The 15756-nt window shown below is 41.9% G+C and carries 13 protein-coding genes; 7 read left to right on the top strand and 6 right to left on the bottom strand.

All coding sequences use genetic code 11. The features are described from left to right. The 3 genes from Phpb_RS18755 (at position 1) to Phpb_RS18745 (ending at position 3569) form a co-directional block, all read left to right on the top strand. Complete coding sequence (locus Phpb_RS18755) at positions 1 to 282, top strand: DUF1145 family protein (protein WP_065391684.1); 282 nt, start codon at positions 1 to 3, stop codon at positions 280 to 282. A 236-nt stretch (positions 283 to 518) separates the two neighbouring features. Continuing rightward, positions 519 to 1145, top strand: a complete 627-nt coding sequence (locus tag Phpb_RS18750; RefSeq protein WP_065391683.1) for a lysoplasmalogenase — start codon at positions 519 to 521, stop codon at positions 1143 to 1145. 144 nt (positions 1146 to 1289) lie between these two features. Then, positions 1290 to 3569 carry a zinc/cadmium/mercury/lead-transporting ATPase gene (locus Phpb_RS18745; protein WP_065391682.1) on the top strand — a complete coding sequence of 760 codons (2280 nt, stop codon included), beginning with the start codon at positions 1290 to 1292 and terminating at the stop codon, positions 3567 to 3569. A 150-nt stretch (positions 3570 to 3719) separates the two neighbouring features. Here Phpb_RS18745 and tusA read toward each other — a convergent pair whose 3' ends face one another. After that, positions 3720 to 3974, bottom strand: a complete 255-nt coding sequence (gene tusA, locus Phpb_RS18740) for a sulfurtransferase TusA (RefSeq protein WP_065391681.1) — start codon at positions 3972 to 3974, stop codon at positions 3720 to 3722. A gap of 187 nt (positions 3975 to 4161) precedes the next feature. Between tusA and Phpb_RS18735 the strand changes: the two genes are divergently transcribed. Then, the gene (locus Phpb_RS18735) at positions 4162 to 4836 is read left to right on the top strand and encodes a 7-cyano-7-deazaguanine/7-aminomethyl-7-deazaguanine transporter (RefSeq protein ID WP_065391680.1); all 675 of its coding nucleotides are present in this window, start codon (positions 4162 to 4164) and stop codon (positions 4834 to 4836) included. Positions 4837 to 4920: 84 nt separating this feature from the next. On the opposite strand, the gene fucR is transcribed toward Phpb_RS18735, so the two are convergent. The 4 genes from fucR to fucP all read right to left on the bottom strand — a co-directional run bounded on the left by fucR (position 4921) and on the right by fucP (position 10461). Next, a complete protein-coding gene (fucR, locus tag Phpb_RS18730; RefSeq protein WP_065391679.1) occupies positions 4921 to 5622 on the bottom strand; it encodes an L-fucose operon activator in 702 nt (233 codons plus the stop codon). A 220-nt stretch (positions 5623 to 5842) separates the two neighbouring features. Further along, the gene (gene fucK, locus Phpb_RS18725; RefSeq protein ID WP_065391678.1) at positions 5843 to 7282 is read right to left on the bottom strand and encodes an L-fuculokinase; all 1440 of its coding nucleotides are present in this window, start codon (positions 7280 to 7282) and stop codon (positions 5843 to 5845) included. A 51-nt stretch (positions 7283 to 7333) separates the two neighbouring features. Further along, positions 7334 to 9112, bottom strand: coding sequence for an L-fucose isomerase (gene fucI / locus Phpb_RS18720; RefSeq protein WP_065391677.1), 1779 nt, complete (start codon positions 9110 to 9112; stop codon positions 7334 to 7336). Between the two features lie 26 nt (positions 9113 to 9138). Then, a complete protein-coding gene (fucP, locus tag Phpb_RS18715; protein WP_065391705.1) occupies positions 9139 to 10461 on the bottom strand; it encodes an L-fucose:H+ symporter permease in 1323 nt (440 codons plus the stop codon). Positions 10462 to 11007: 546 nt separating this feature from the next. On the opposite strand from fucP, the gene fucA reads away from it, so the two are divergent. Continuing rightward, positions 11008 to 11658: an L-fuculose-phosphate aldolase gene (fucA, locus tag Phpb_RS18710; protein ID WP_065391676.1), complete on the top strand. Its 651-nt coding sequence runs from the start codon at positions 11008 to 11010 to the stop codon at positions 11656 to 11658. A 322-nt stretch (positions 11659 to 11980) separates the two neighbouring features. Continuing rightward, positions 11981 to 13081, top strand: coding sequence for a glycerol dehydrogenase (locus Phpb_RS18705; RefSeq protein ID WP_065391675.1), 1101 nt, complete (start codon positions 11981 to 11983; stop codon positions 13079 to 13081). Positions 13082 to 13303: 222 nt separating this feature from the next. Here Phpb_RS18705 and Phpb_RS18700 read toward each other — a convergent pair whose 3' ends face one another. Further along, entirely contained in the window at positions 13304 to 13735 is a 432-nt protein-coding gene (locus Phpb_RS18700; protein WP_065391674.1) for a DUF29 domain-containing protein, read from the bottom strand. Positions 13736 to 14243: 508 nt separating this feature from the next. On the opposite strand from Phpb_RS18700, the gene glpT reads away from it, so the two are divergent. Beyond that, a complete protein-coding gene (gene glpT, locus Phpb_RS18695; protein ID WP_065391673.1) occupies positions 14244 to 15587 on the top strand; it encodes a glycerol-3-phosphate transporter in 1344 nt (447 codons plus the stop codon). Positions 15588 to 15756: the final 169 nt, after the last annotated feature.

The following is a 15756-nucleotide window of genomic DNA, read 5'->3' as shown; positions in this document are numbered from 1 at the left end:
ATGTTTATTCAATTGGGCAAACTGTTAATGATCTGCGTTTGGGGATTTCTGATCTTTAACCTGATCTATCCATTTCCAAAACCATTGAAGTACTTTATGGATGTCGCCATGATTTTCATGGTGGTCATGCATGCATTTCAAATGCTGCTTCTGAAAACCAGTCAGCCCAAAGAGCAAAAACTCTCTAGCCTGATGCAAACCAAAATCTTCTTTTTTGGTGTCTTTGAGCTATTGTCAATGCAGAAAAAACAACGGAAAGAGAAAAGCCATCACCTCAAATAGTGGACACGCTCCCCAGTACCCGGAAAGTATATACAATTATGTGAGGAATGATTTATTTCATTCCCCTTTCCGGTTACGAATCCAAAAACTGTCACCATCTGTCTCAAACAGATAAACCATTTTTTAATTCACTGCCTATTTCCGCACAGATACTTAAACCAATCATCATTATTTCAGTATATATTTTAATAGTAAGAGAACAGACCCCTTATCCACCACTTATTTAAGGAACGAAGATGAGCTGGCCATTTATCGCAGTATTTTTCTCTGGTTGGTTGTATGTTGACGCAGCTTACCGTGGTCCAAACTGGCAAAGATGGCTATTCAGGCCAATCACTCTGCTATTGTTGTTATTGTGGGCATGGCAAGCACCTGAGCTGCATATTTCAGGTTATTTAATCTGTCTTGGGTTATTGACCGCTTTAATATCAGATGCTCTGCGTATGCTCCCCAGTAAGTATTCACTATTCTCTCTGAGCGCATTATTCCTCTGTTATCTGCTCTACACAATAAGCTTTGTATTACAGATGAATTTCAGTTTCTTCTTCCCGTTGCCATTAATTTTACTGATTCTAGGCTCCATTATTCTGCTGGTTATTTGGAATAAACTGGAGGAGATGCGCTGGCTGGTTGTTGCCTCAGTCGTTATGCTCCTGATAATGGTGTGGATGGCAGGTGAGCAATACTTCTCCCTTAATACAGCGTATGGTTTTTCTCTGTTAGCAGGCACTATCTTGTTGTTACTGTCACATAGTTTCTGGTTGATTAACCATTACCGGCTCCAATTCAAGTCTTCCAAAGCGATTGTGGCAACCTGTTATTTCATCGGCCATTTTCTAATTATTCGTTCCCTTTATCTTTAAGAGAAAAATTATATTGAAAATGAACAGCCGTACTCAGTCGCGCAATTTACCCATTTATTTTCTTTTTTTGTTTGACTCTAGAGTAGGCTCCAAAGTGTAGAGTTTAACCATTATCTTTGAGTTAACTCTGTTCAGGGGGAGTCCATGTACTCAAATTCAAACAAAAATAGTGCTCATCAACATAACCACCAGCATGGAAGCTGCTGCGCGACTACCACTTGTTCAGATCAGGCTAAACAAGTTAGTAAGCATTTACATAATCATGAACATGATAAGGCTTGCTCACATAAGCATAGTCATTCCCATGATACACAAGAGACACAAGCACCTGAGCTTTTGGCAAACCAACGTTTCAGTTGGGTAGTTAATGGTATGGATTGTCCAAGTTGCGCCCGCAAAATTGAAACCGCGGTCAGCAAAATTCCAGAAGTAAAACAAGTCAAGGTTCTATTCGCCACAGAAAAACTCGTCGTGGATGCGGATACAGATATCCGTTCGGCAGTGATTCAAGCCGTTAATCAGGCTGGATTTACTCTACGTAATGCCGATTCAAGTCAGAAAGCGGCAAAAAGCAGCCGCTGGAAAGAATTTGCCCCGATCATCACTCTTTCACTGATGATGCTGATAAGTTGGGGAATCTCTCACATCAACCCCTCATTTGGCCGTATTGCCTTTATTATTACCACCGTGATTGGATTGGTGCCTATTGTCACCAAAGCCTGGCAGCTCATACGATCAGGCACCCCATTCGCCATTGAAACATTGATGAGTGTCGCCGCCATTGGTGCGCTGTTTATCGACGCCACCGCTGAAGCGGCAATGGTATTGCTGCTGTTTATGCTTGGTGAAATGTTGGAAGCTTATGCTGCCGGCCGTGCTCGTCGAGGAGTTAGTGCATTGATGGCATTAGTGCCCGAAGAAGCACTACTGATAAAAAATGGTGAGAAAAGAACCGTCCCAGTTTCAGACCTCCGTCCTGGCGATATTATTGAGATTGCTCCAGGCGGACGTTTACCCACTGACGCAGAATTACTCAATTCATTCGCCAGCTTTGATGAAAGTGCGCTGACAGGCGAATCTATTCCGGTTGAACGAACGCAGGGAGAAAAAGTTCCGGCTGGTTGTTTGTCCGTGGATCGTGCCGTCCAAATGAAAGTGCTGTCCGAACAGGGCAATAATGCCATTGACCGTATTCTGCAACTGATTGAAGAAGCCGAAGAACGCCGCGCACCGATTGAGCGCTTCATTGACCGTTTTAGCCGAATTTACACTCCGCTGATTATGCTGTTTTCTGCGTTGGTTATCATTATTCCACCTACTGTATTCAGCCAACCTTGGGAAACATGGATCTACCGAGGTCTGACTTTGCTACTGATCGGTTGCCCTTGTGCTTTGGTGATTTCCACACCCGCCGCAATTACCTCCGCCCTTGCCGCAGCAACCCGCCGAGGCGCCTTGATTAAAGGCGGTGCGGCACTGGAGCAACTAGGATTAATCACCACAATCGCTTTTGATAAAACCGGTACGCTGACCGCAGGTAAACCACAAGTCACAGATGTACAACCAGCAGAAAACATCAGCGAATCTCAGTTATTAACTTTGGCTTCCGCTGTAGAAAGTGGTTCCCACCACCCACTGGCTAAAGCCATTTTGCAATACGCAGAAAGTAAACAGGTTAATATTACCGAAGCTGAACACCGTAAAGCGTTGGCGGGGGTTGGTGTTGAAGGTCAGTTAGACGGTAAACGTATTCTCGTCAGTGCGCCCGGAAAACTGCCAGAAAACACGTTATCTGATCGTTGGAAACAAAAAATTGTTCAGTTAGAAGATTGCGGTAAAACCGTTGTCGCCGTGATGCATGATGAACAATTTACTGGCCTTATCGCGATGCAAGATACGTTACGTCAAGACGCGATTGATGCTATCCATTTACTGAAAGATCAAGGCATTAAATCAGTAATGTTGACGGGGGATAACCCACGTGCAGCAACGGCAATTGCAGGTCAGTTGGGAATAGATTTCCGCGCCGGGTTAATGCCGGAAGATAAAGTCAAAGCGGTCATTGCATTGAATAAAGATCACAACACAATGATGGTAGGTGACGGCATCAATGACGCACCCGCAATGAAAGCTTCCAGTATCGGTGTAGCGATGGGAAGTGGTACCGACGTCGCTCTGGAAACCGCAGACGCGGCATTGACTCACAACCGTCTGACAGGTTTGTCGGAAATCATCGCCCTTTCCCGCGCAACGCACAATAATATTCGCCAAAACATTGCTATTGCCCTAGGGCTAAAAGGAATCTTCCTCGTCACCAGCTTATTGGGTATCACAGGCTTGTGGATGGCGGTATTGGCGGATTCTGGCGCAACCGCTCTTGTGACGGCAAACGCGGTAAGGTTATTGAGGATTAAGCTGAAATAAATGAAAATCGCCTAGTTATATTAAGGATATGAGTCTTATTACCGGCTCATATCCTATGCTATAGCAAGATAAACTCAGTGGTGAAAGCTCATTGATGTTCGAAAGCATGGTAAAAAGCAAAATCGTTCATTTCTCAACTTGGTTGTTATTTCAGAGTTGGCTCTCTTTTTTCCGCACCAGATAGCGATAAGGCATTTGTTCCGTTTCTTGCGCAACCAACTGGTGCTCCATAAAACGGCAGAAACTAGGAATATCCCGCGTAGTTGCCGGATCATCAGCAAGAATTAATAACATCTGTCCTGCTTCCATATGACGCACGGTTTTCCGTACCATCATCACCGGTTCAGGACAGCGAAGCCCTTGTGTATCAAGGGTCTTGTCTGGATTAATAAACACATCGGGCATAACTTATCTCTACAATTCCAAGCAATCTATGAAACTGGATTATATTATAAAAAAGCTAGCAAAAATTAACTTTACATACAGACATTTTGAATTCGTGTACAACCGACGTATCATGTGAGGCGCCGTCAGTTAAAACGGCAGATCTTTGATTGGGTTCCCTCACCCCATTTTCCAAAAAGGTACCATAATGTTTTTATCAACTACAATTATACAGCAACGCGCTACCGCTTTAATTTGGCTTTCGTTATTTCACATTCTAATTATTATTTCCAGTAATTATCTGGTGCAACTACCCGTCTCTATTTTCGGTTTTCACACCACCTGGGGAGCCTTTACTTTTCCATTTATTTTTCTTGCAACAGATTTAACGGTTCGTATCTACGGCGCGCCACTGGCAAGGCGAATCATTACTACTGTTATGATCCCCGCATTGCTGATCTCTTATATAATTTCCGCCCTATTTTTCCAAGGAGTATGGCAAGGGTTTACCGCGCTGACTGAATTCAATCTCTTTGTTGCCCGTATTGCCTGCGCCAGCTTCATGGCTTACTTCCTTGGGCAGATACTGGATGTATACGTCTTCAATCGTCTGCGCCGGAGACGTAATTGGTGGGTCGCACCCGCAGCGGCGATGTTCTTCGGCAACTTACTTGACACCCTTGCCTTTTTCTCCATCGCATTCTATCGCAGTACCGATGCTTTTATGGCTGCTAACTGGATCGAAATTGGGTTAGTCGATTACTGCTTCAAGCTATTAATTTGCTTACTCTTTTTCCTACCCGCTTACGGCATTTTGCTGAACCTGATTCTCAAATATTTCTTTAACTATCAAACTAATAGTACCTATATTCAAGTACGCTGATTTTTATACGCCCGACAAATACCTGTCTCTTAATCAGATCGCCTGATTAAGAGATTGGACAAAGCAATAGCCTGCCGCCCTGTCCTAATAATTCGATATTATGTCAGTGATATTACTACGATTTCCTATTCTAATTTCGCTTTTTCGGTTAATTTTACTCTTATCAATTAACAAAACTGATTGTAATGCTCGTTTTATAAGAATCTCTTTAAATTCCGCATTATCAATATTCGAATCCCATAAATCACCATTTGCATCAATGCCATCACAGGAAAAAATAAATAGATCAATCTCTAAATTTTTTAATTGTGCAATAAGTGATGAACTAATATAACAAGCATATTTACGATGCAGCGCTCCCCCTGAACTGATTAATTGAATATTTTTCTTCTTGGATAATTCATGGCAAATACGAATGCTATTGGTAAAAATAGTAATATTAATATCAGGAAGTTGCTTTGCCAGATACCAACATGTTGAACTTGCATCAAGTGCGATTATCATTCCTTCGTTTATCCAAGTCACAGCTTGTTGAGCAATAAGTGATTTACTCGAAAAATGGCTTTTAACCCGCATGTTAAAAGGATCACCATTATCCTGTGTTTCCCTGTTTAAACTTTTTGCTCTCCCATGCAGACGAAGAAGATGACCATGCTCTTGGAGAAATCTCAGATCTCGGCGTATTGTTTCTTTACTTACTTGCAAAACTACGGAAAGTTCAGTAGTTGTTAACGATTCATGGTGATGGAGAAGATCCATGATTTTTTGATGACGTTCATTTCTCATAAAGGAATCCCTTTTATATTGGGACAGAATAGGATTATTCCGCCCAATATCAGCATTAGAAAATCACGCCTTCTTTAGCAATATATTTCCACATTTAGTCGTTTTCTCTGTGACGATGATAACAAAAACGTTACCATTTCCTACTTTAACCGGCATGTTTAAAAACGACGAATAGAAGAAATAAATAGGACAATTATCTTTAACGAAAGATTACCTATTTTTATATAAAATTCTTAATTAATGAATGATAAACCTCCTGATGCTCACCCGGTGTATATAGTTCATAATGATAAGAAAATTGTTCACGGGCCTTTTCAGACGATTCATAGCAACCGACACCAAACCAGGCAAAGAAAGAAGCGCCTAATACCGTTGTCTCCGCTTCATTAACGACTTTTATGGGTAAGTTTAAAATATCTGCTTTTATTTGATTCCAAAGATAATTTCGGCTACCGCCGCCCACCAATATCAACTCCTTAGCATGAAATCCGCTGATTTTTTCCAAAAGAGATAGGTTTTGTTTTAATTGATACCCCAACGCTTCTAATGCGGCTCGATAAAAATGACGTCGTTCAGTATTTAACGTTATTCCACACCACCCCGCCTCAGAAGTTAATAAACGACAATTCATTCTTAAGTTATTAGCGCCGGGAGGAACAGATAAAGCTTCATGGATCATTTGAAGATAAGCATCCGAAGGGGAAACACCTTGCCAAAAAAGCTGCCTGACCCATTCAAGTATTCCAGAAGCCAACCATTGTAATCCGGGATTAAAGAGCCCTTTTCTCGCGTCCAATTCACATGTAGAGCCAGCATAATGGGGTAAAATATGGGTATTCACATGAGGAGTACGTACCATTAGGATTTCCCAAGTGCCGGAAGATAAGACAGGTTGATTCAAATCCGCACCTGATCCAAATAAAGCAAATTGCGTATCATGTCCAGAAGAAATCACTGGAATTCCCGCAGGCAAGTGGAATTCTTTAGCTATTTCTGATGTCAAAGTGCCAATTTGTTCACCGGCAGAAACGAGTTCAGGAAATAAATTCTCTGAAATATAAATCGCATCTAAAATTCCCCCACTAAACTGCTCATTATGAATATTTAGCAACTGACTAGTCCCGGCCATCGTTCTATCAGTTGACATCACTCCTGTTAATCGATAATTGATTAAAGAAGAAATAAATAACCATGCATGGGCTTTATAGTAAAGAGTAGGATGATTTTCCTTTAACCAAATTAATTTATAAAGCGTATTAAAATTAAATTGCCCGACACCGGATATCGTTTGCAATTTCTCAGCGGAGAAGTAACGCGCAATATTTTCAACAATAGGGATTGTTCGTGGACACTTCCAACTAATTATTGGATAAAGTAGGCCCCCCTTTGCGTCGACCAATGTTCCATCAACACCAAAAGTCGTCACCGTTATTGCACGTATCTTATAACCCGATAATTGGGAGATAACCATACGACAACAGCCTGCCAACCGTTCTAAAATGGCATCCAGCGACCATATATGCCAGTGAGGATTGGCTTTATCAGGCTCACTAGTATTCGGTATTGACGCCTTTGCAATCACATTACCCTGAGAGTCAACTGCAATAGCCCGCACATTGGTAGCCCCACAATCCAAAACTAAAACGATATCTTGAATCATATGCTCTCCTGTCTGGAATAGAGGCGGCACAATGCGTACCGCCAACAGCCCCTATTTCTTATAGAGAGGCCCATAGTTTTGACAGGCTCGGTAATCTGAACCTTCTGGCTCCATACCGTGCGCACTCCATGCAGAAGGACGATAAATGGCTTTCTCATCCACGTTATGCATACAAACTGGGATTCTGAACATAGAAGCTAATGTAATGAAATCAGCGCCAACATGACCAATAGAAAGCACTCCATGATTAGCTCCCCAATTCGCCATAACGGAGTACACATCCTTAAAGGCGCCTCTACCGGTTAAACGCGGAACAAACCAAGTTGTCGGCCAGGTTTCATTTGTCCGCTTATCCAGAATGTCATGAATATCTTTAGGCAATTCCGCACTCCAACCCTCAGCGATTTGTAGAACGGGGCCAAGACCTTTAATCATATTGACACGACTCAGGGTGAAAGGAACGCCGCCTTTGGTTAAGAATTTGGAGGAGAAGCCACCACCTCTGAAATATTCATGGAGCGCCGGACACCATTGCGTTGCAGCCAGACAAGCATCTACTTCCTCTGCGGTAATTTCCCAATGAGGCTTCATCGTAGGATGGCCTTGAGCGTCTTTTTGGCAGCAGGTCCCATCCAGTGTTGCAGAGCCTGAATTAATCAGATGAATCACCCCATTTTCAGCCTGCCCCGTGAGCTTTTTGCCCGTAACACGCTCGACAGATTCTGGAGACCAGAAAGTTCGAACATCAGCAAAAATCTGTGCTGTCCCTGTCAGCATATGGCCAAATAACATCGCAACGCCATTTAGACAGTCATTCTCAGTTGCAACCGTAAAGGGCTGACGAATGCCATTCCAGTCAAATGAACTATTTAAAATCGCTTCCGCGGTATCACCATTAGGATATTGATCTGTCCAATGACGTTGCCCCTGAAAACCCGCAGCAATCGCGTTGCAGCCGAGTGCTTCTTCGCCATACCCCTTTTCTTTCAGTTTTGGGTTTCCCTGCATCATGTCGCGAATGCAAATAGCCATGAGTAAACTTTCGCGAAGAACTTGACGACGACTTTCTGGTGAACGGTGATATTGTTTAGCATTCAGATCTTCACCATATTGGAAATAGTTATCTGCCCAAGATAAAGCAATCTCAAGTTCCTCTTCATCATATATTTGCTGATCAATACGACGGCGTAATTCTGTCATATCAACAGATTGGACTTTCATACCAAGCCAAGATTCAAAAAAATCATGATCAACAATTGAACCTGCAATGCCCATTGATGCACCGCCAATAGAAAGGTAAGTTTTTCCTTTCATACTAGCGACAGCTAATCCAGCACGAGCAAATCGTAGCAATTTTTCTTTGACATCATCAGGAATACGAATGTCATCAGCATCTTGAACTTCATGTCCGTATATAGAAAAAGCGGGGATACCTTTTTGCGAGTGGGCGGCTAAAGCTGCCGCAAGGTAGACGGCACCTGGACGTTCAGTCCCATTAAATCCCCAAATCGCTTTTGGTCTTGTTGGCTCCATATCTAATGTTTCACTGCCATAGCACCAACACGGTGTGACGGTAATTGTCAAACCAATATTTAACGCACTGAATTTTTCATCACAAGCCGCGGATTCAGCAAGACCAGCAATACATGTGTCCGCGATAACACATTCAACAGGGGTGCCACAAGCATGGTAAATATGTCCAGTCAATAAATTAGCGGTCGCTTTTGCCATATTCAGGGTTTGCTCTTCGAGTGATTCACGCACTCCCATACGACGGCCATCAATTACTGGGCGAATACCAATCTTGGGTAAGTTCATATTCTTTTTCATGCACTTTCCTCATATAAATAAAATTATTATTTGCTCTTTGAATTAAATGGATTACCGGGTAACGCATTCGCGCGGAATTTTGCGAAAACCAAGATCACAGCAAAACAGAATGCGGGCACGAGCTCAGCCGTTGGAATGTGGCCTACCGCGTCACTGACAAATCCCATAATAGGCGTCACTACGCCACCGCCAACAATCGTCATTACAATGAGTGAAGAACCATATTTGGTGTCCGGGCCTAATCCTTTAATCCCTAATGAAAAGATAGTCGGGTATTGAATAGACATAAACATGCTACAAATGGTCAATGCAATTAAGCCGATGTATCCCCCCACAAACGCGGAAATAATGCAAAGGATCATGGATATCAAGGCATAACAAGCTAATACTTTTTCTGGCGCAAATCGCTTAACTAACCAAGTACCCGTCGATCGACCAATAAAGAAAAACACCATTGTCGCGGTCAGATAATTGGCGGCATACCCCGGAGTCATACTTGGAATTTCATCAACAGCATAACGAATCAAGTAACTCCAGCAAGCTGTCTGCGCACCGACATAGCAAAATTGCGCTAACACTGCCCAGCGCCAATGCTTGACTTTAATCAGGCGACCTAAAGACTCAAAGAATGAGCTGCTATTATCATGCGTATCACTTTGTATCACTGGGAATTTAGTAAATAAAATTAAGAATGCAATCATTAAAACAGCGGCAGCGATAATCATATAAGGGGACTGTACCGCTAAAACGAGACTGTGATTATAGGTATCAAGTTGCTCAACAGTCATTTTATCAAGTGTTTCTTGGGATAAATGAGGGACATTAGATAAAATTAAACTTTGCCCAAAAATAACGGCGACAATTGCCCCAAACGAGTTAAAGGTTTGTGCCAGATTAATCCGAAAATGCCCCGTTTTTTCAGGCCCCAATACCGTGACAAAAGGGTTAGCCGCTGTTTCCAAACACCCTAACCCGGCAGCGATGATAAACAGTCCCACCAGGAATAGTGTATAACTCATCGCTTCTGCGGCAGGCCAAAAAAGAGCGGCACCAACAGCATAAAGTAATAATCCAGTCATTATCCCCGCTTTATAATTTAATTTATTCATTAATATTCCGACAGGAATAGGAATAATAAAATAACCAAAATAAAATGCCGATTGAATTAATCCCGCTTGAAAATTTGTTAAAACAAAAGCCTTTTGAAATTGAGGCAATAATATATCATTTAAATTATTTGCCACCGCCCATAAGAAAAATAGAGAACATAAAAGAGTAAAAGGGGCTAAATAACCTCTGTTTTTTTTATTATCCCGCGCTACACTTGATTGCATCGATATATTATCCATAGCACCCTCATCTATCGCAGTTGATACTGTAAGTCTTCCAGAATCCAGAATCCAGAATCCAGAATCCAGAATCCAGAATCCAGAATCCAGAATCCAGAATCCAGAATCCAGAATCCAGAATCCAGAATAACCCATATTTTTAGTCATCTATAAGATAATAAAATGATCCCAATCACACTTATTTATTCATGCCGATAAATTGTGAACCTAATCACTGAAATAAATCTATTATACATGCCCGTTTGTGTCTTTTTTATTTAATTCGGTCATAAAAATTACCGGATAATATTTTTTATAAAAAAACGGTCAATAAAACCAATAAATGACCGTTTGAGTTAGAAATGAAAAATACGGAATAAAAAAAACAAATATAGATATCTGTAAAACCCAAAAAGTGATAAAAACATTTGAGCTTAATCACAAAAATTAATTTAACTATTTATTTAAAAACAACAAAGTATTACAACAAAAATAAATAGCAAACTTCATTTATTTTTAATTGACTAGCATAAAAGCATACTTCTAATTTAAACAAGGTAAATAATCATGAAAAGAGATACATTATCTCGTGAAATTATTAATATATGCCTAGAAATGACCCGACTAGGATTAAATCAAGGCACTGCGGGTAATGTCAGTGTCCGTTATCACAATGGAATGTTAATTACGCCGACAGGAATTCCTTATGAACAATTGACTGAAACACATATTGTTTATGTAGATGAAAACGGTCAACCTGAGGATAATAAGCGCCCCTCGAGTGAATGGCGCTTTCATCAAGCGGTCTATCATGCCAGACCCGACGCCAACGCGGTTGTCCATAATCATGCAATTCATTGCACAGCGGTTTCTATTTTAAATAAATCAATCCCGGCCATTCATTACATGATTGCAGCGGCGGGAGGAGATTCAATTCCCTGTGTGCCTTACGCGACATTTGGCACCAAACAACTCTCTGACTATGTATTTAACGGTTTTAAAAACAGAAAAGCTATTCTATTACAGCATCATGGAATGATTGTTTGCGAGGTTAATCTACAAAAAGCACTATGGCTCGCGCATGAAGTTGAAGTGCTCGCTCATCTATATTTACAGACCCTGGCGATCCAAAATCCAGTTCCTATTCTGAGTCCAGAGGAAATAGCTATTGTGCTTGAGAAATTTAAGACATATGGCTTAAAAATTGAAAAAAATTGAAAAAATAGGACCATTTTGTCTGGCTGTCATTATGGCGCTAGCTTCCCCAGACTCAGCCAGGCCCAATGGAGAAGAAGGGCCTGTTCCAGTGCAAAGATCCGGGCATAGATCAAAAAAACACACATTTCCTACTATAAAACGGGTATAACAACTTTATTTATCCATAACCAACCATTAATTTTTATAGGTTGTGTTAGTCTGTTAAGTAATTTAAGTACTTTTTTCATCCGAAGACAGTTTACTGGTCTGCCACATTTTGCTTCCTGTTTAAGAAGATTTATACAGCAAATAGATATTTAGTTTCCACAAAAGGAGTATTTTTATGCTGAAAATTATTCAATCCCCATCCAAATATATTCAAGGACCTGATGCCCTGCTCCATATTGGTAAATACACAAAAACCATCGCCGACCACGTTTTGGTTATCATCGGTAACTCCGCGATGAAATTGGTGGGAGATGCCGTTCATAACAGCCTGGAACAGTATGAAATCACCCGCCATTTTGAAGTGTTTGGCGGTGAATGTAGTCGGAATGAGATTCAACGCCTGTCTGACATTCTTAAAAAACATGAATGCCAAGCCGTTATTGGTATCGGTGGCGGCAAAGTACAAGATACCGCAAAAGCGGTCGCTTACGAATCCAGATTACCTGTTCTGATTGCCCCCACTATCGCTTCCACTAATGCCCCGACCAGCGCGCTCTCTGTTATTTACAGCGATGATGGCAAATATGAAGACTATCAGTTTTTCCCAACAAACCCAGATATTGTCCTGGTCGATACCAGCATTATCGCTAAAGCCCCAACCCGCTTTCTGATTGCCGGAATTGGCGACGCGCTGGCGACTTACTTCGAAGCCCGGGTTTGTGGAGCCAGCCATAAACCGCGAATGACAGATGGCGGGATATCCCGTATCGCAATAGCTCTTTCCCATCTCTGTTACGAAACTTTGTTAGAAGAAGGCTATAAAGCAAAGCTGGCTGTTGAAGCCGGCGTCAGTACACCGGCGGTGGAAAGTGTTATCGAGGCAATTACTTACTTAAGTGGCTTGGGCTTTGAAAATACAGGTTTAGCCGCCGCTCATTCCATACACAATGGCTTTACCGTACTAGAAGAATGCCACCACATGTACCACGGTGAAAAGGTCGCCTTCGGGATATTAGTTCAACTAATACTGGAAAATAGCCCAAATGAAGAATTAGATACTTTCCTTGATTTCTGTGTACAGATGGGGCTGCCGGTTACTCTGGATCAACTTGGCGTGAAAGATGGTGAAAAACTGAAAGAAAAAGTGATGGCAGTAGCGAAAGCGAGTTGTGCCGAGGAAGAAACCATTCACAACCTGCCTTTTGAAGTGACGCCGGAAAAAGTGTACGCCGCTATTATGGCTGCTGACCGGATGGGACGCGACTGGCTGTATTAAGTTTAACAAGAGCGGGCAAATTGTCCGCTTTTATTCTTTTTCGAACCACTAAAGTTCGGAAATAAAAAAGGATAATTTTAGCTAATACAATGAGTATCCACCGAAAAAAATAATTTCTGTTAATACTGCTTATAGTGAAGTGAAGATCAATCAACTGAGTTGTTGAACAACGAGAAAACGCACTGTCCAAAATCAGTGCGTTAGGAAACAAATTTATCAAGTCTATTCAGGCCAAAAATTTTCATCCATTATTTGCTCAAACGTCCAAGGACAAGTTTCAGGAAATATATTTCGATTAATTAACGTTTCTTTTTCTGCCAATCGACGAGCGGCGATGTAAGCTTTTTCCAAGTGCTCATTCAACTTATTTTTCAAACTAGGAGATTCTTGCAAACAGTCAATTGCCTTATCACGCTGTTCCTCAATAATCAGTTCCCAACTCCGCCCTCTGCGATCTGCCTGATATCTCCATTTCAGTAAGTGTGCGAGTAAAATTTCCAGCCGGGATCGTAATTCTCTGCGCTCGCTTCGCCCCATAGCCTCAATTTCCTCAAGAAGATTTTCCGTATCCAACTGACTCAAATCACCGGAACGAAGCAAACCGGCCTGCTCCTGAGTCCAACCATAAAAATCGCTGTCATAACGTGTCGTCATGGTTCCTCCACTTGTGTATCAGCTATGCAACTGTACAAATTATGAGTCTGGCAGATTATTGGCATACCGTCAAAACAGTATGTTTATCATCAAAATCGATTAGCAACCTATTCAACATAAATTGAGAAGGCCCCTTCGTTTGGTAAGACCACATGAAGTAACAAATACGAATAAAAAGATGCATAAAAACTATGGTTTTTGTTTGATAAAGAACAAAAACGAACCAAAAACGCTCACCAACAATTAAATAAAGCTCGTTATTGTGACAGTAGTCACAATTTCATTGGTAAAGTACATTTTAAAAAGTTAACAAATCACTCAGAATTGTCGCTGGGACAGAACAACTTTAACAACTGAGGGTTGTTTCACAGATAGGTTGGGTTATTTCGACTATCATAATTTTCGTTATGGAAAATAACCACTTACAAAACCTTTCATTTTCCCATCCGGTGGCATTAGTCAACCGGCGAGCTATTTATATAACTAGAAATGCCATCGGAGGCAAAATATGTTAAGTATTTTCAAGCCGGCGCCTCATAAGCCCCGGCTGTCAACAGAACAGATAGATCCCGTCTATCGTCGCTTACGCTGGCAAATTTTTATGGGGATTTTCTTTGGCTACGCGGCTTATTATTTGGTAAGGAAAAATTTTGCTCTGGCAATGCCTTATCTGGTTGAGCAGGGTTTCTCCAAAGGTGAGCTCGGTTTCGCGCTATCAGGGATCTCTATCGCATACGGTTTCTCCAAATTCATCATGGGCTCCGTATCCGACCGTTCCAACCCACGATTCTTCTTACCCGCCGGTCTGCTCCTTGCGGCTATTGTGATGCTGTTTATGGGTTTCGTACCTTGGGCAACTTCCAGCATCACTACCATGTTCATACTGTTGTTCCTATGTGGCTGGTTCCAGGGTATGGGTTGGCCTCCTTGTGGTCGTACTATGGTGCACTGGTGGTCACAGAAAGAGCGTGGCGGTATCGTTTCTATCTGGAACTGCGCGCACAATGTTGGCGGAGGCTTACCACCATTGCTATTCCTGTTAGGTATGGCGTGGTTCAATGACTGGAAAGCCGCACTCTATATGCCAGCTTTCGCCGCTATTTTCGTTGCATTGATTGCGTTCGCGCTGATGCGTGACACACCACAATCCTGTGGCTTGCCACCAATCGAAGAGTATAAAAACGACTATCCATCTGACTATACAGAGAAAGATGAAAAAGAATTAACCGCTAAACAGATTTTCATGCAGTACGTGTTACCGAACAAACTGCTGTGGATGGTTGCTATGGCTAACGTATTTGTTTATCTGCTACGTTACGGCATTCTTGATTGGTCACCAACTTATCTACGTGAAGCCAAGCATTTCGCACTGGATAAATCTTCATGGGCTTATTTCCTGTACGAATATGCCGGTATCCCAGGCACGCTACTATGCGGTTGGATGTCAGACAAAATATTTAAAGGTAACCGTGGTGCAACCGGCGTGTTCTTTATGACACTGGTTACGATTGCAACTATCGTATTCTGGTTGAACCCACCAGGTAACCCAACGGTGGATATGGCTTGTATGCTGACTATTGGTTTCCTTATCTACGGCCCAGTTATGCTGACTGGTCTGCATGCCCTTGAGCTGGCTCCTAAGAAAGCCGCAGGTACCGCCGCCGGCTTCACTGGCTTATTTGGTTACTTAGGCGGCTCTGTTGCCGCAAGTGCTATCATCGGCTACACCGTTGACTTTTTCGGTTGGGACAGCGGCTTTATGGTAATGATTGGTGGTAGTATCTTGTCCGTTATTCTATTGCTAATCGTCACGATTACCGAAAAAAAACATAAACAAGAAATAGTCCAATAATATGGATAACCTCTGTCATTAAACTGTGATATATCGCTGATAATATTAATTGAGCCGCGTCATTATCTATATGTCGCGGTTTTTTTTCAGCCTCTAAAATAAGAAACTATGCCAATAAGCATGATTAACACAACCAAACACACAGTTTAATGAGATAAAGTTCACCTCA

Source organism: Photorhabdus namnaonensis, assembly GCF_001684335.1.
In the GTDB taxonomy this organism is placed as follows: Bacteria; Pseudomonadota; Gammaproteobacteria; order Enterobacterales; family Enterobacteriaceae; genus Photorhabdus; species Photorhabdus namnaonensis.
The sequence above is the reverse complement of the archived record's forward strand: the minus strand, read 5'-3'. Positions and strand labels throughout refer to the sequence as shown.